The 15,673-nt window shown below is 72.7% G+C and carries 12 protein-coding genes; 8 read left to right on the top strand and 4 right to left on the bottom strand.

Annotated features, from left to right (window positions below; translation table 11 throughout):
* Nucleotides 1–39 precede the first annotated feature (39 nt).
* A complete protein-coding gene (treY, locus tag ACWCQK_RS03785; protein ID WP_451151487.1) occupies nt 40–2,430 on the bottom strand; it encodes a malto-oligosyltrehalose synthase in 2,391 nt (796 codons plus the stop codon).
* A 114-nt stretch (nt 2,431–2,544) separates the two neighbouring features.
* Entirely contained in the window at nt 2,545–4,656 is a 2,112-nt protein-coding gene (gene glgX, locus ACWCQK_RS03780; RefSeq protein WP_451151485.1) for a glycogen debranching protein GlgX, read from the bottom strand.
* Nucleotides 4,657–4,838: 182 nt separating this feature from the next.
* Here glgX and ACWCQK_RS03775 point away from each other — a divergent pair, with 182 nt between their 5' ends.
* From ACWCQK_RS03775 to ACWCQK_RS03760, 4 genes are all read left to right on the top strand, one after another.
* Nucleotides 4,839–5,660 carry a Tat pathway signal sequence domain protein gene (locus tag ACWCQK_RS03775; RefSeq protein ID WP_451151483.1) on the top strand — a complete coding sequence of 274 codons (822 nt, stop codon included), beginning with the start codon at nt 4,839–4,841 and terminating at the stop codon, nt 5,658–5,660.
* Nucleotides 5,661–5,715: 55 nt separating this feature from the next.
* A complete protein-coding gene (locus tag ACWCQK_RS03770; protein WP_451151481.1) occupies nt 5,716–7,032 on the top strand; it encodes a copper amine oxidase in 1,317 nt (438 codons plus the stop codon).
* Nucleotides 7,033–7,104: 72 nt separating this feature from the next.
* A complete protein-coding gene (locus ACWCQK_RS03765) occupies nt 7,105–8,373 on the top strand; it encodes an SAV2148 family HEPN domain-containing protein (RefSeq protein WP_451151802.1) in 1,269 nt (422 codons plus the stop codon).
* A 106-nt stretch (nt 8,374–8,479) separates the two neighbouring features.
* Nucleotides 8,480–9,202, top strand: coding sequence for an exonuclease domain-containing protein (locus ACWCQK_RS03760; RefSeq protein ID WP_451151479.1), 723 nt, complete (start codon nt 8,480–8,482; stop codon nt 9,200–9,202).
* 152 nt (nt 9,203–9,354) lie between these two features.
* On the opposite strand, the gene ACWCQK_RS03755 is transcribed toward ACWCQK_RS03760, so the two are convergent.
* A complete protein-coding gene (locus ACWCQK_RS03755; RefSeq protein WP_451151477.1) occupies nt 9,355–10,368 on the bottom strand; it encodes a DMT family transporter in 1,014 nt (337 codons plus the stop codon).
* Between the two features lie 93 nt (nt 10,369–10,461).
* On the opposite strand from ACWCQK_RS03755, the gene ACWCQK_RS03750 reads away from it, so the two are divergent.
* Nucleotides 10,462–11,427 carry a LysR family transcriptional regulator gene (locus ACWCQK_RS03750; protein WP_451151475.1) on the top strand — a complete coding sequence of 322 codons (966 nt, stop codon included), beginning with the start codon at nt 10,462–10,464 and terminating at the stop codon, nt 11,425–11,427.
* Between the two features lie 49 nt (nt 11,428–11,476).
* Here the strand turns inward: ACWCQK_RS03750 and ACWCQK_RS03745 are convergent, their stop codons facing one another.
* Nucleotides 11,477–12,340, bottom strand: a complete 864-nt coding sequence (locus tag ACWCQK_RS03745; RefSeq protein WP_451151473.1) for a phosphotransferase enzyme family protein — start codon at nt 12,338–12,340, stop codon at nt 11,477–11,479.
* A gap of 206 nt (nt 12,341–12,546) precedes the next feature.
* On the opposite strand from ACWCQK_RS03745, the gene ACWCQK_RS03740 reads away from it, so the two are divergent.
* Genes ACWCQK_RS03740 through ACWCQK_RS03730 form a run of 3 tightly spaced genes read left to right on the top strand, consistent with a single transcriptional unit; the run spans nt 12,547 to nt 15,595 of the window.
* Nucleotides 12,547–13,485 carry a carbohydrate ABC transporter permease gene (locus tag ACWCQK_RS03740; protein WP_451151471.1) on the top strand — a complete coding sequence of 313 codons (939 nt, stop codon included), beginning with the start codon at nt 12,547–12,549 and terminating at the stop codon, nt 13,483–13,485.
* Nucleotides 13,485–14,315, top strand: a complete 831-nt coding sequence (locus ACWCQK_RS03735; RefSeq protein ID WP_451151469.1) for a carbohydrate ABC transporter permease — start codon at nt 13,485–13,487, stop codon at nt 14,313–14,315. The genes ACWCQK_RS03740 and ACWCQK_RS03735 overlap by 1 nt, the downstream gene beginning before the upstream one ends.
* On the top strand, nt 14,315–15,595 hold the full coding sequence (locus ACWCQK_RS03730) for an ABC transporter substrate-binding protein (RefSeq protein ID WP_451151467.1): 1,281 nt from the start codon (nt 14,315–14,317) through the stop codon (nt 15,593–15,595). The genes ACWCQK_RS03735 and ACWCQK_RS03730 overlap by 1 nt, the downstream gene beginning before the upstream one ends.
* Nucleotides 15,596–15,673: the final 78 nt, after the last annotated feature.

Here is a 15,673-nt window from a genome sequence, read left to right as displayed (position 1 = left end):
ACTGTCATGTGGCCGGGAGCTGTCGCCGGCAGTCGGGTGTCACGCGTCGCCGGTGCCTGCCGTGTCCCCGGACGGCCCGTCCGCGTCGACCCGTTCCAGCAGGGCCACCGGCAGCGGCGCCAGGAGCTCCGCCACGCGCGCGTGCCCCTCGAACTCCCGCCCCGGGTGCAGCACATCGGCCCAGCGCCCCGGCGGCAGCGGCAGCCGGGTGTCCTGCCAGCCGCCCGCGCCCGCCAGCCGCAGCGAGAGACGGGTCACGGCCGTGACGACCGTCCCGGAGCGTGCGAACGCCAGACAGTGCGGCGCGGCCGGTCCCTCGGCGGTCAGGGGCGCGTACGCCGCCGCGTCCCCGAAGGCGGCGGGGCGTCGCCCGCGCAGCCGCAGCGCGGCCGTCGTCACCCGGCCCTTGTCGCCGGGGTCCCGCGGCGGGAACCGCGCCGGCCGCCGGTTGTCCGGGTCGACCAGCGCCCGGTACTCGGCCTCGGTGCCCTGGTACAGGTCGGGCACACCGGGCATCGTCAGCTGGACCAGGGCCGTCCCGAGCACGTTCGCCCGGATGTGCGGCTCCAGCGAGTCCCGGAAGGCGGCCACCCGCTCGCCCGGCGCCCCGCAGGGTCCCGCCGCGACGAACCGCGCCACCGTCTCCTCGTACGGCGGCTCCTGCTCCGTCCAGCTGGTGTACAGGCCGGCCTCGCGCACATGCTTCAGCAGCGCCTCCTGGACGCGCCGCGGCGCCGCGCGGCCGAGCCCGAACGCCGTCTGCCAGGCCGCCCACGCCAGCTGCGCGTCGGGCACGCCGTCACCGTCCCGGGTCACCTCGGCCAGCACGTCGGCCCACCGCTCGGGGCACTCGGTGAGCACGGCCAGGGCCGCCCGGACGTCGGCACTGCGCTTGGTGTCGTGGGTCGACACGACGGTCCCGCCGAGCGGCCAGTCGCGCTGCACGCGCGCGCAGTAGGCGTGGAAGTCCGCCGGGGAGACGGCCGGACGCGCCGGGTTCCCGCCGACCTCGGTCGCCGACAGCAGCGGCACATAGCGGTAGAACGCGGTGTCCTCCACGGACTTGGCGCGCAGCGCGGACGCCGTCTGCGCGAACCGCGTACGGAACTCCGTATGGCCGTCCCCGTCCCCGTGCCGTCCGAGCAGCAGGCCCCGTACGACATCGACCGCGGCGGCCTCCTCCGGGACGACGAAGGCGAGCCGGGCCTCGGCCGCGGCCTCCTCGGTGACGACGGCGGCCGCGTCCCCCGAGGTGTAGGGGCGGTAGACCTCCATGCGGACGAGCAGCTCCTGCAACGCCGTGCGCAGTGCCCAGGGCGCGCGGTCGCGCAGTGCCAGGTCCGGTGAGGTCGCGCACAGGCGGTCCGCCACCCGGGTCAGCCGGTCGACCTCGGCGGCCAGTTCGTGCGAGAGCACCCGGTACGCCGCCCGCCGTACCGTCGCCGCCCAGTCGCCGCCCCGGTCCGTCTGCGGGGCCGCGAACCGCCGGTAGTGCCCGAGGAGTTCCCCGGCCCCGGCCGGATCCGTGAGGACGCCGTCGACGTGCCGCAGGGCGTCGTAGCCGGTGGTGCCCGCGACCGGCCAGGAGGCGGGCAGCGGCTCCCCGTCCGCGAGGATCTTCTCCACGACCGTCCAGCGGCCCCCGGTCGCCTCGTGCAGCCGCCGCAGATAGGCGTCGGGGTCGGCGAGGCCGTCGGGATGGTCGATCCGCAGGCCGTCGATCACGCCCTCGCGCAGCAGCTGGAGGGTCTTGGCGTGGGTGGCGTCGAACACCTCCGGGTCCTCGACCCGGACCCCGATGAGCTCCGAGATGCTGAAGAAGCGCCGGTAGTTCAGCTCGGTCCGGGCCAGCCGCCACCACACCGGCCGGTACCACTGGGCTTCGAGGAGCCGCGGCAAGGGCAGCTCGGCGGTGCCCTCGCGCAGCGGCAGGACGTGGTCGTAGTAGCGCAGCACGTCGCCGTCGACCGACAGGTGTTCGAGTTCCGAGCCGAGCGGGCCTCCCAGCACCGGCAGCAGCACCTGGCCGCCCTGCGCGTCCCAGTCGATGTCGAACCAGCGCGCGTACGCCGACTTCGGTCCCTCCCGCAGCACCTCCCACAGGGCGCGGTTGTGCCGCGGGGCCATCGCCATGTGGTTCGGCACGATGTCCACCACCAGGCCGAGCCCGTGCTCGCGCGCGGTGCGCGACAGCGCGCGCAGCCCCTCCTCGCCGCCCAGTTCGTCCCGTACGCGCGCGTGGTCCACGACGTCGTAGCCGTGCGCCGAGCCCGGTACGGCCTCCAGGACGGGGGACAGATGCACGTGCGAGACGCCGAGCGAGGCCAGGTACGGCAGGGCCGCCGCCGCGGCCGCGAACGGGAACTCTGGCTGCAACTGCAACCGGTAGGTGGCGGTGGGCACCGTCGGGTCAGGTCGCTCAGGTGTCATGCAGACCTACGTACCCGCCCCGCCGCCTTTCGTGTCATCCGCGCGCCCACCTCCGCCCGTACGCCACCGCCCGCGGTGCGCCGCGGCCCGCGGGCCGCGGCGCACCGGGAACGCCTAGGTGGGCCGCCGCAGCACCGTCAGGCTCCGGTCCACCAGGGGCAGCCGGTCCCCGGCCCGCACCCTGGCGCTCGTCTCGGCCGGCACGCCCTCCGGGAGCGCCGTGTCGACCACGACCTGCCACTGCCGCCCGTGGTCGGCCGGCACCACGAAGTCGAGCTGCTTCGGCGAGGCGTTGAACATCAGCAGGAAGGAGTCGTCGGCGATCCGCTCCCCGCGCGGGCCGGGCTCGGAGATGGCGTTGCCGTTGAGGAACACCGTCAGCGCCGACGCCTGCGCCGAGTCCCAGTCCCGCTGGACCATCTCCTTGCCCTCCGGGGTGAACCAGGCGATGTCCGACAGCTCGTCGTGGGTGCCCTCCACGGGCCGGCCGTGGAAGAAGCGCCGCCTGCGGAAGACCGGATGGTCCTTGCGCAGCCGCACGACCGCCCGGGTGAAGTCCAGCAGTTCGCTGCCTCCGGCGCCGGGCCACTCCACCCAGGCCAGTTCGCTGTCCTGGCAGTAGGCGTTGTTGTTGCCGCGCTGGGTGCGCGCGACCTCGTCGCCGTGACTGATCATCGGCACGCCCTGGGAGAACATCAGGGTGGCGACGAAGTTCCGCATCTGGCGGGACCGCAGCGCCAGGACGGCCGCGTCGTCGGTCTCGCCCTCCGCACCGCAGTTCCAGGACCGGTTGTGGCTCTCGCCGTCCCGGTTGTCCTCGCCGTTGGCGTCGTTGTGCTTGTCGTTGTACGCGACCAGGTCGTGCAGGGTGAAGCCGTCGTGGCAGGTGACGAAGTTGATGGAGGCCAGCGGGCGCCGCCCGTCGTCCTGGTACAGATCGGACGACCCCGTCAGCCGGGACGCGAACTCCCCGACCGCCCGCGGTTCGCCACGCCACAGGTCGCGCACGGTGTCGCGGTACTTGCCGTTCCACTCGGTCCACAACGGCGGGAAGTTGCCCACCTGGTAGCCGCCCTCGCCGACGTCCCACGGCTCGGCGATCAGCTTGACCTGGGAGACGACCGGGTCCTGCTGCACCAGGTCGAAGAACGAGGACAGCCGGTCCACCTCGTGGAACTGGCGGGCCAGCGTCGCCGCCAGATCGAAGCGGAACCCGTCGACGTGCATCTCGGTGACCCAGTAGCGCAGCGAGTCCATGATCAGCTGGAGGACGTGCGGGGACCGCATGAGCAGCGAGTTCCCGGTGCCCGTGGTGTCCATGTAGTAGCGCGGGTCGTCGGCGAGCCGGTAGTACGAGCCGTTGTCCAGACCCCGGAAGGACAGCGTGGGGCCCAGGTGGTTGCCCTCGGCGGTGTGGTTGTAGACCACGTCGAGGATGACCTCGATGCCGGCCTCGTGCAGCGCCCGCACCGCCGACTTGAACTCCAGGACCTGCTGGCCGCGGTCGCCCCAGGAGGCGTACGCGTTGTGCGGGGCGAAGAAGCCGATCGTGTTGTAGCCCCAGTAGTTGTTCAGCCCCATGTCCACCAGCCGGTGGTCGTTGACGAACTGGTGCACCGGCATCAGCTCCAGGGCGGTGACCCCGAGCGAGGTGAGATGGTCGATGACCGCCGGATGGGCGAGCGCCGCGTAGGTGCCGCGCAGTTCCTCGGGCAGGTCGGGGTGACGCATCGTGAGGCCCTTCACATGGGCCTCGTAGATCACCGTGTGGTGGTACTCGGTGCGCGGACGGCGGTCGTCGCCCCAGTCGAAGTACGGGTTGACCACGACCGACGTCATGGTGTGCGGCGCCGAGTCCAGGTCGTTGCGCCGGTCCGGGCTGCCGAAGTGGTAGCCGTACACCTCCTCTCCCCAGCGGACCGAGCCGCTGACCGCCTTCGCGTACGGGTCGAGCAGCAGCTTCGCCGAGTTGCAGCGCAGACCGCGCTCGGGGGCGTACGGGCCGTGCGCCCGGAAGCCGTAGCGCTGGCCCGGCATCACGCCGGGCACGTACGCGTGCCGGACGAAGGCGTCGCTCTCGCGCAGTTCGACCGCCGTCTCCGAGCCGTCGTCGTGCAGCAGACACAGCTCGACTCGGTCCGCGGCCTCCGTGAAGACCGCGAAGTTGGTGCCGGCGCCGTCGTAGGTGGCACCGAGTGGGTATGCCTCTCCAGGCCAGACCTGCATGGACACGACTCTTTCAGTTGTACGGCGACGCTGGGGGCGCCTTGGCGCCGAGTGTCCCCGAAAGTGATGGAACCACCTGTGACTTACGTCCCTCTTACCCAGCGACCAGTGCATACGCGATATGCCGAACCAGTGGGGCAAACACATACTCCCGGGGATGCAGCGGGGAGTAGGGGGAAGATGTGCGCGAGACAGTGCACCGCCATCTGGGAAAGGTGGTGGCCGGTGCGGCCATGGCGGTGGCGGGGACCGCCGTCATGGTCGCGATCACTCTGCCGGGTACGGCAGGGGCCGACGAGACCGGAGCCGGCAAGGGAGGAAAGAGCGGACAGTCGACCGGGCAGGCGGCCCAGGACCAGGGCGGCGGCGCGGTCGCGCCGGGTGTCGTGGCACAGGCCCCGGCCGAGGGCGCGAAGGGAACGGGCCGTGACCCGCTGACCGACGACGAGGTCGAGCGGGTCCAGCGGATCGCGCTGGACCGGCAGTTGCTCGTCAACGGCGAGGACGTCGAGGGCGCGCGCGGCCCGCAGCGCATCGGCGTCGAACTCGCCGAACCGGAGACCGCGGAGCTGGACGACCCGGACGCGCCCCGGCGCGCCGACGTCACGTTCTACGACTACCGGACGGACACGCTCGTCACCAGGACCGTGAACCTCGGTACCGGGAAGGTCGAGCGGACCAGCACGCAGCACGGCGTCCAGCCGCCGCTGAGCCGTGACGAGCAGACCGAGGCCGCCCGGGTACTGATAGCCGATCCGGCGGGCGCGGGCCTGAAGGCGGACTACAAGGACGCCACGGACAAGGAACTGACCTCGCCGGACCAGTTGCAGCTCACCGGCATGGTGTACCTGGCATCGCCGGGTGCGCAGCCGGCCGCGCTCGACCGGTGCGGCGAACACCGCTGCGTCCGGTTGTTCCCGAAAGTCAGGAACGGGCCGTGGATCGACGCCAGGACGCTCGTCATCGACCTGAGCACCGGCAAGGTCGGCAGGCTCGCCCACTGAGGCGCCCTCCGTTCGCATCGCCCACCCGTACCTCCGGTAAGGGAGTCACTTCTTCATGCGCGTGAACAGAATCGGCCGGTCCCGGAAGGCGGTCGTGGGGCTGTCCCTGGCGGCGCTGGCGGCCGGTGTGACCACCGCCGCCGGACCGGCGGCCGCCCAGCCGAAGGCGGCGCCCGCACCCGCGGCGTCGTGCAGCACCACGTACCGCATCGAGCAGACGCTCGCCGGCGGCACCACCTGGCGCATGTGCTGGCGCTTCGAGAGCAAGTCCGGACTGGTCCTGGAGGACGTCTCCTACCAGCCGCCCGGCGAGGCCGCTCCGATCAAGGTCCTCAACAGCGCCAAGCTCGCCCAGATCCATGTGCCCTACGACGACGGCAAGAACGAGTTCAACGACGTCACGGACTACAACTTCGGCTCCGGCCTGGTGAACCTGGACCCGGCCGAGTGCCCCGGCGGCACCCTCCGGGTGGTCAAGGTCCCCGACGGCATGGACCCCGCGCACCCCTTCGTCAAGGGCCTGTGCACCACCACCCGTTCGCGTGGCCACGCCTACCGCATGCAGGCCGACACCGGCGACAAGGTCTACCAGGCCCAGGGCAAGGACCTGCTCGTCTACTCGGTCAACAAGGTCGGCTGGTACGAGTACATGACCGAGTGGCGCTTCCAGGACGACGGCACCATCAACATGAACGTCGGTGCCACCGGCAGCCTCTCGCCGTACGACTACGACGCCGGGGACGGCCGCGGCTGGCCGCTCGGCAAGGGCGCCAAGTCCTACGCCACCAGCCACAGCCACAACGTCTTCTGGCGGCTCGACTTCGGCCTCGACGGCTCCTCCAAGGGCCGCGTCGAGCAGTACGACTCGGTCGTCAGCCCGCCCGTGGCCGGCCAGCAGGGCCCGACCAACAAGACCACCCGCACCCAGATCACCAAGGAACTCGCGGGCGACGCCAAGAACATGCGCTGGTGGCGCATGGTCAGCGCGACCGGCAAGAACAAGGACGGGCACGCCCGTTCGTACGAGATCGTCCCGGGCACCACCTCCAAGTACCTCGGCCGCCCGTTCACCAAGCACGACGTGTACTTCACCGAGTACAACAAGTGCGAGCAGTACGCCAGCAACAACCCGCTCGACTGCGGCACCGGGCACGGCAAGTCGGTCGACACCTGGGTCGGCGGACAGCCCCTCACCCACCCCGTGGTCTGGATGAACGTGGGTTTCCACCACATCGCGCGTGACGAGGACCAGCAGCCCATGCCGGTCCACTGGCAGGGCTTCTCGATCGCCCCCAGGGACGTGACCGCTATGAATCCGCTCACTCCGGCCGAACTGGCCGGGCAGAACGGTCAAGTGGAACCCACCAGTTGAGAAACGACCCTGCCCATCCGGCTGCACCGCCGACCGCTCCCGGAGTACCCTTCCTTGATCGTTGGGACGGGGATGCTCGGGGGAGCGGAAGGCGGTGCGCGGGTGGGCTCGGGAGGGCTTGAGTTGCCCCCTGGTGACGACGGTCACGAGGGGAACTCGGCAGACGTCCCGCCCGGCACGGTGTCGCTGGCGCGGCCGATGGAGACGAGTTCCATCGGGCCGGAGCTGGACTGGGACGCCGACGCCTGGCGCGAGGTACGTACGCGTGCCCAGCGAGCCGGCCGGGCCTACATCTGGCTGAACCTCGTCGAGCAGCGGCTGCGCGCGGTCGTGGCCGCTGTTCTGCGTCCCATCTACGAGCCCGTCCACGGCGACGAGTGGGTGGTCGCCGCGGCCGGGCCGGCCGGCCAGGAGTGGGTGCAGCGCGCGGTCGCCGTGCGCGAGGTCAGCCGCCGCAAGGGCTATCTGCTCGACCCGGCCGACGACAACGTGATCAGTTTCCTCACCCTGCCGCAGCTGCGCGAGCTGATGGTGCAGCACTGGCCGTGCTTCGAGCCCTACTTCGACGAGCGCCGCGACGTCGAACTCGCCCTGGACGAGCTGGAGGTCACCCGCAACGTCGTCTCCCGCAACCGGGCCCTGTCCGAGGCCGTCCTGAACCAGGCCGAGCGGGCCTCCGCGCGGCTCCTGGAGATGCTCGACGCCAGTGGTGACGTGCCCTCCGCGCGGCGGCTGCCCGTCGACGCGGTCGAGGACCTGGTCGGCGACCGGTACGCGGACGTGGTCGCCGTGCACTCCGACCGGGTGCGGCTGCTGCGCCGGTTCCCGGCCGAGGACATCTTCGGCGCGGCCCGCCGGCTCGACGCCATCGGTATCGGTCTCAACCTGCTCGTGCAGAACTTCTCCGGGCGGCGCCTGGTGCGGCTGGCCGAGGCGGGCGCGCGGGTACGGCTGCTGTTCCTGAACCCGGCCTCCAGCGCGGTCAAGCGCCGCGAGCGGGAACTCGGTCTCAAGCGCGGCGAGCTGAGCCGGGCCGTGGAGATGAACATCCTGCACATGCGCCGGGTGCGCTCCCGGCTGCGCGACCCGGACGCCTTCCAGATCCAGGTCTACGACGAGACCCCGCGGTTCACCGCCTACCTGGTCGACGGCGACGGCTCGGACGGCATCGCCGTCGTGCAGTCCTATCTGCGCCGGACCCGGGGCATGGAGGCCCCGGTGCTGGTGCTGCGCAACGGCAGCCGGCTGGTCAAGTCGGACGAGGTGGACGAAGGCGGGCTCTTCTCCGCATATCGCGAGGAGTTCGAACTCGCCTGGGCCGATTCGCGTCCTGTGTCCTGAACTGTCCGCTCTGGGACGGGTAAGCGGAACGCGGTCCTCGGATTGTCAGTGGCGCATGCGATCGTGGAGACCACTGGGGGAAAGCACCACGAGAAGGGGGGCCACCATGGCCTGGCACCGCGAGCTGCTGATCGGCTTCGACCTGGAGACGACGGGGACGGACCCGTGTGAGGCGCGCATCGTCACGGGAGCCGTGATCGAGGTCAGCGGCGGGCAGCCCGCAGGACGCCGGGAGTGGCTGGCGGACCCGGGCGTGGAGATCCCGGCGGACGCGGTGGCGGTCCACGGCATCAGCAACGAGCGCGCGACCGCCGAGGGCCGACCGGCCGACCAGGTCACCGACGCGATCGCGGACGTCCTCACGACGTACTGGAAGTCGGGCGTCCCGGTCGTCGCCTACAACGCGACCTTCGACCTGAGCCTGCTCTCCGCCGAACTGCGCCGGTACGGCCTGCCGTCCCTGCGTGACCGGCTGGGCGGCGCCGATCCCGCGCCGGTCGTCGACCCGTACACCATCGACCGCTGGGCCGACCGCTACCGCCGAGGCAAGCGCAACCTGGAAGCGGTCTGCGCGGAGTACGGCGTCGTCCTCGACTCCGCGCACGACGCCGCCGCGGACGCCCTCGCCGCGGCCCGGCTCGCCTGCGCGATAGCCGACCGCCACCCCAAGGTCGCGGCCCTCGGCCCGGCGGAACTGCACCGCCGCCAGATCGAGTGGTACGCCGACTGGGCGGCGGACTTCCAGAGCTTCCTGCGCCGCAAGGGCGACGCGGACGCGGTGGTGGACGGCACCTGGCCGCTGCGCGAGCCGGCGGACGACCGGGTCTGAGCCGGGCGGACCCGACCTCCCCGACCTGACCGACCCGCCCCGCCCGGCCCCGTCCCGCCCGCTCCGCACGGATCAGGCCGGACCGGCGACACGCGCCACGCGCGGAGCGGCGGTCCGGGCGTGGTCGGCGCCGGAAGTGCCGAGCTGGGAGATCAGCCGGTCGTAGGCGCCGTGGTCGGACAGGGGGAGTCCTTCTCGGGGTGCGGGCCGTGCCGGGCGTCGGGACCGCTGCCGGGCACGGGGGCGACCGTGGGCACGGGTGCCGGTGGTGTGTCGAGGGTTCTCGTGCGGTGGGCGCGTTCCACGGACTGCCCCCAGTAGGTGCCGGCGACCATCAGCGCCGCGCCGAGGCCGGTGAGCGGGCCGAAGCGATCGCCGCCCAGCGCGACGCCCACCACCGCGGCCCAGACGGGCTCCGTCCCCAGGAGCAGGCTGGCCCGGCTGGCCGAGGTGCGCTGAACCGCCCAGGTCTGGGCGAGGAACGCGAACACGCTGCAGAACAGGGCGAGATACAGCAGCTGTGTCCAGGTCGCGGCGTCCGCCCGGACCAGGCCGGACAGACCGGTGGCGGCGGCCGGCGGCAGGAACAGCGCCGTGCCGACCAGGGTCTGGAGCACCGTCAGTTGCAGGGGCCGGACCGCCCGGCGCGCGGTGAACCGGCCGACCAGCGCCACGTGCACCGCCCGCACACCGGCCGCCGCGAGCATCAGCAGATCGCCGGGGCGGGGCGCATGGAAGCCGTTGCCGGACATCAGCAGTGCGACGGCCAGCACGCACACGCCGGCCGCGGCGTAGAAGGAGGGAGGCAGTCCGCCGGGATGTCCGGAGCGGTCGAGCAGCGGGGTGAGGACGATGGTCAGGCTGATGATGAGGCCCGCGTTGGCGGCGCTGGTGTGGGCGACGCCGTACGTCTCCACCACCAGCACCACGGCCTGGGTCACCCCCAGCGGCAGCCCCGCGCGGACCTCGTCGCGGGTCCACCGGCGCGGACCGCGACGGGCGGCGCCCAGCGCGCCCAGACAGGCGACGGCGGACAGCGCGTACCGCGCGAACAGGACGGTGAGCACGGGCAGCGCGGCGACGGCCGTCTGGGCGGACAGATAACTGGAACCCCAGACGAGCGCGACCACGAGGAGTACCGCGTCGGTACGGCGGGCGTCGGACACCCGCCCACCGTGCACCGAGACGTCCCTGAAGCCCAGAACCAGTTTCTAAAACGATCTTTTAGTGTCCCTACAACGTGCCCGTACACTGCGGAAATGGACGAACGGCAGTTGCGGATCCTGCGGGAGCTGGGCGAACTGGGCAGTGTCACCGCGGTCGCCGAGGCACTGCTGGTGACGCCGTCGGCGATCTCGCAGCAGCTGCGGCTGCTCCAGCGCTCCCTGCCGGTGCCGCTCACCGAGCGCCAGGGGCGGCGGCTGGTGCTCACCGACGCCGGCCAGGCGCTGGCGGGCGCGGCCGTCGAGGTGGAGACCGCGCTGGCCCGGGCCCGGCACACCGTGGCGGAGTTCGTCGGCCGGCCGGACGGCGAGGTGTCGGTGGCGGCGTTCCACAGCGCGGGCTCGGCCTTCTTCCCGCTGCTGCTGCGGGCCTGCGCCGGTCCCGGCGCGCCGGCGCTCGGCCTCGCCGACGCGGACGTGCCGCAGGAGGAGTTCCCCCGGCTGACCCGGGAGTACGACCTCGTGCTCGCGCACCGCCTCGACCACGCCCCGCCGTGGCCGCGCGGGGTGACCGTGACCGGGCTGCTGCGCGAACCGCTCGACGTGGCGATGCCCGCCGGTCATCCGCTGGCCGCGAAACGGCGCGTGACCCCGCGGGACGTGGCGGGCGAACCGTGGATCACCGCGCACGACGGGTTCCCCGTTCTGGCGACCGTCGAGGCGATCGCCGCCGCGGCCGGCCGCCGGGTGCGGCTGGCCCACCGCGTCAACGAGTTCACGGTGGTCGCCGAGGCGGTCGCCGCCGGGGGCGGCATCGCGCTGCTGCCCCGATGGACCATGCGCCCGCACCCGGCGCTGGTCCTGCGGCCGCTCAGCGGCGTCCAGGCCAGACGCCACATCGACGCCCTGTGCCGTCCCGAGCGCACGGCCCGTACGGCGGTCCGCACGGTCCTGAGCGAACTCCGCCGCGCCGCCCGCACGATCCAGAACCGCGACACGGGAACCCGGACCGGGGCCGCCACCCAGGACAGCCAGGACAGCCAGGACGCCCAGAACACCTGACCGTGCCTCCGCCGTCCGTCACGCACCGCCCGCCCGGGGGTGTCTCAGATCAGAACGGATACCACCGCACCGTCTCGTCCCCGTCCCGCAGGGACGCCACCCGGCGCCGGAACTCCTCCAGCGCCCCGGGGTTGCTCGGGGCGTGCTGGGCGACCCAGGCGCAGCTGGCGGTCTCGCGGGCGCCGCGCAGCACCGAGCAGCCCGCCCACTCGCGCACGTCCCAGCCGTAGGCGTCGGTGAAGGAGTCGTAGGCCTCGGCCGGCAGGCCGTAGCGGTCGCGGGAGAGGGCCATCACCACGAGGTCGTGCTCGCGCAGATCGGCGGAGAAGGTCTCCAGGTCGACCAGGACGGGCCCGTCCGGCCCGATGTGCACGTTGCGGGGCAGCGCGTCGCCGTGGATCGGCCCGGACGGCAGCCGCGGGGTGAGCGCGGCCGCGGCCGTCGCGAAGCCGTCGCGGCGCTCGCGCAGGAAGGCCGCGTCCGATGGGTCGATCGCGGCACCGGCCAGCCGCAGCCAGCGCTCCACCCCGCCGAGCAGTTCGCGCGGCGGCAGGGCGAAGCCGGGGGAGGGCAGGGCGTGCACGACCCGCAGCAGTTCGGCCAGATCGCGGGGCTCGGCGGGCCGTACCGGATCGGGCAGCCGCTGCCACACGGTCACCGGGTGTCCCGCCACCAGACGGGCCTCGGGGGCGGCGGCCCGCACCGCCGGGACACCGGCCTCGGCGAGCCAGGCGGCGATGGCCAGTTCGCGCCGCGCCCGGTCGAGGAGTTCGACGTCGCGGCCCACCTTGACCACCAGGTCACCGGTGGCGAACACCGCGTTCTCGCCCAGGGCGAGCAGCGTCGCGTCCCCGGCCGGCGCCGGCGACACCCCTGCCACGGCCAGTACCTCCCGGGCCCGTGCCTCGTCCATCGTCCGCCTCCGTGTCCGTACTCGCTGTCCCGGCGGGCCGGTCCGCGCCGTCCCGATGTGCGGGTGCACTCGCCGTCGGGATCCCGCCGATCGTCGGCCAGTCTCGCATCCGCACAGGTCGGCCCGTGTGCGCGGTGTCTTGACGGGACGTACCGCCTTCACGACCATGACGGGGCCCACCCGAGCCGTGTGAAGGGGCTGATGTCGTGACGTCGGTGCTGCGGGCGGGGCGCCGGCCGCGACGAGGGCCGGGCCCGGCACGGAACGAGCGGCGGCCGACGGGCGGCCACGGCGCCTGGTTCCTGGTGCTGCCCGCGCTCATCCCGATCCTGGTCCTGAGCGTCGGACCGCTGCTGTACGGGATCCTGCTGGCGTTCACCGACGCGCAGTCGGGCCGCACCGCGCCCACCCGGTGGATCGGCGCCCTCAACTTCCGCGACCTGCTGCACGACACGCTGTTCTGGGAGTCGTTCCGGATCGGGCTGGTCTGGGCGGTCGGGGTGACCGTCCCGCAGTTCCTGCTGGCCCTCGGTCTCGCCCTGCTCCTCGACCAGGACCTGCGGCTGCGCTGGCTGGCCCGGGCCCTCGCGATCATCCCCTGGGCCATGCCCGAGGTCGTCGTCGGCGTCATGTGGCGGCTCGTCTACAACCCCGACGCGGGCATCCTCAACGAGACCCTGCGCGACGTCGGCCTGGGCGACGGCCGCGACTGGCTCAGCGGCCTGGCCACCGCCCTGCCCGCGGTGATCGTCGTCGGTGTCTGGGCGGGCCTGCCGCAGACGACGGTCGCCCTGCTGGCCGGTCTCCAGAACACCCCGCGGGAACTGCACGAGGCGGCGGCGGTGGACGGCGCGGGCGCCTGGCGCCGCTTTCGCACGGTCACCTGGCCGGCCCTGCGCCCCGTGGCCCTGGCGATCACCGCGCTCAACCTGATCTGGAACTTCAACTCCTTCGCCCTGGTCTATGTGCTGACCAACGGCGGTCCCGGCGGCCGCACCCGTCTGCCCATGCTCTTCGCCTACGAGGAGGCCTTCCGCTATGGCCAGTTCGGGTACGCGGCGGCCATGGGCTGTGTGATGGTCGCGCTGGTCTCGGTCCTGCTGGCCGGCTTCCTCGTGGGCCGGCTGAAGGGAGACGCACGGTGATGAGGACCCGTCCGGCGGCCCGCGCCGGCCAGTACGCGGCCCTGCTGGCGTACCTCGTCTTCCTGGCCTTCCCGCTGGTCTGGCTGCTCTCCATCGCCTTCAAACCGCCGCGCGAGCTGGCCGACCTGCACCCCACCTGGATCCCGCGGCACCCCACCCTCGCCAACTTCCGGCAGGCCTTCGACGAACAGCCGCTGCTGCACGCCGCGTTCAACTCGCTGCTGGCCGCCCTCGGGGCCGCGGTGATCGCCGTGTGCGTGGCGACCCCGATGGCGTACGTCATGGCCCGGCACCGGGGCCGCCTCGCGCGGGCCGCGTCCGGGTGGGTCGTGGTCAGCCAGGCGTTCCCGTTCGTGCTGGTGATCATCCCGCTGTTCCTGGTGCTGAAGAGCCTGCGTCTGATCGACTCGCTGGCCGGGCTGGTCATGGTGTACGTCGTCTGGGCGCTGCCGTTCGCGCTGTGGATGCTCGTCGGCTACGTCCGTGCCGTGCCCGCCGAACTGGAGGAGGCGGCCGCGGTCGACGGGGCCGGACGGCTGCGGACGCTGGTGTCGGTGACCGCTCCGCTCCTCGCGCCGGGGATCGTGGCGACGGCGCTGTTCGCGTTCGTCACGGCGTGGAACGAGTTCTTCTTCGCGCTGGTCCTGCTCAAGTCCCCGGGGAAACAGACCCTGCCGGTCGTCCTCACCCACTTCATCGGCGCGGAGGGCGTCGCGGACCTCGGCCCGCTGGCCGCCGCCTTCCTCGCCACCCTGCCCTCGCTGGTGGTCTTCGCGGTCGTGCAGCGGCGGATCACGGGCGGCATGCTCGCCGGGGCGGTGAAGAGCTGATGCGCGCCCGCCTGCTGGCCGTGGTCCTGCTGCTGCTTCTCGCGGGCTGCACCTCGGGGGGCGGCCACGACGACGGCCGGATCACGCTCCGGTTCCAGTCGCTCGCCTGGCAGCAGGAGTCGGTCGACGCCAACAAGGAACTGGTCGCCGAGTGGAACGCGGCCCACCCGGACATCAGGGTCGAGTACGTACAGGGCAGTTGGGGCAGCGTCCACGACCAGCTGCTGACGGCCTTCGAGGGCGGCGAGGCGCCCGACGTCATCCACGACGCGTCGGACGACCTCGCGGACTTCGCCTACGGCGGCTATCTCGCCGACCTGACGGACCTGCTGTCCACGCGTCTGAAGTCCGACATCCCGCGGCGGAGTTGGCGGACGACGACCTTCGCGGACGGGATCTACGGCGTGCCGTTCCTCCAGGAGCCACGGGTGCTGATCGCCAACGCGACCTGGCTGAAGCGCTCCGGGGTGCGGATCCCGACCCCCGACGATCCGTGGACCTGGGCGGAGTTCAGGAGCGTCACCCGCGAGCTCGGCGACGGCCACGGCGGCAGGTACGGGGTGGCCTGGCCGCTGAAGGAACCCGTCTCGGCCACCCTCAACCTGTCCCTCTCCACCGGCGGGCAGCTCTTCCACCGGGGCACCGACGGCAGGGTGACCGTCCGCTTCGGGGCGGCCGACGCGGTGGTGCCGGGCACGATCCACGACCAGGTCGACACCGATCACAGCGCCCCCGCTTCGACGCTGGGCAGCGGCGGCTCGGACACCCTGCCCGGGTTCTTCGGCGGCCGGTACGCGATGGTCCCGCTCGGCTTCTCCTACCGCCAGCAGGTCGCGCAGCAGGCACCCGCGGGCTTCGCCTGGCAGGTGCTGCCCGCCCCGGCCGGAGCCGACGGACTCGCCCAGGGCGTCAGCCCGCAGACGCTGTCCGTCGCCGAGGACAGCCCGCACAAGAGGGAGGCGGCCGCGTTCGTCGACTTCCTGCTGCGCCCCGAGAACATGGTGCGACTGGCCCTCGGAGACTGGATGCTGCCCACCGGCACCGAGGCGCTCGCGGACCCCGCCCTGCACACCGCGAAGGACGGCTGGTCCACCGGCACCGCCCTCGCCGCCCACCTCCGCCCCGCCCCCGCGCAGTCGGTGCGCGGCTACCCGGAGTGGAAGGACAAGGTCGCCACCCCCGCCTTCCAGGAGTACTACAGCGGCGCGATCGGCCTGGACGAACTGCGCACCCGCCTGGAGCGGGACGGAAACCTGGTCCTGGCCCGCTACCAGCGCTGAGCGCCCGCTACCAGCGCATAGCACCCGCACCAGCGCTGAGTGCCCGTCACCAGCACGGAGCGCCCACCCCGAGCGCCC

Source organism: Streptomyces sp. NPDC002306 (assembly GCF_053593435.1).
Note: the sequence above shows the minus strand (reverse complement) of the source record. Positions and strands in the feature narration are given on the sequence as shown.

What these genes read in the sequence shown, in the direction of transcription:
- ACWCQK_RS03770 (WP_451151481.1), top strand. Translation starts at nt 5,716, where the DNA reads ATGCGCGTGAACAGAATCGGCCGGTCCCGGAAGGCGGTCGTGGGGCTG.
- ACWCQK_RS03735 (WP_451151469.1), top strand. Translation starts at nt 13,485, where the DNA reads ATGAGGACCCGTCCGGCGGCCCGCGCCGGCCAGTACGCGGCCCTGCTG.
- ACWCQK_RS03750 (WP_451151475.1), top strand. Translation starts at nt 10,462, where the DNA reads ATGGACGAACGGCAGTTGCGGATCCTGCGGGAGCTGGGCGAACTGGGC.
- ACWCQK_RS03765 (WP_451151802.1), top strand. Translation starts at nt 7,105, where the DNA reads ATGCTCGGGGGAGCGGAAGGCGGTGCGCGGGTGGGCTCGGGAGGGCTT.
- glgX (WP_451151485.1), bottom strand. Translation starts at nt 4,656, where the DNA reads ATGCAGGTCTGGCCTGGAGAGGCATACCCACTCGGTGCCACCTACGAC.
- ACWCQK_RS03730 (WP_451151467.1), top strand. Translation starts at nt 14,315, where the DNA reads ATGCGCGCCCGCCTGCTGGCCGTGGTCCTGCTGCTGCTTCTCGCGGGC.
- ACWCQK_RS03760 (WP_451151479.1), top strand. Translation starts at nt 8,480, where the DNA reads ATGGCCTGGCACCGCGAGCTGCTGATCGGCTTCGACCTGGAGACGACG.
- treY (WP_451151487.1), bottom strand. Translation starts at nt 2,430, where the DNA reads ATGACACCTGAGCGACCTGACCCGACGGTGCCCACCGCCACCTACCGG.
- ACWCQK_RS03745 (WP_451151473.1), bottom strand. Translation starts at nt 12,340, where the DNA reads ATGGACGAGGCACGGGCCCGGGAGGTACTGGCCGTGGCAGGGGTGTCG.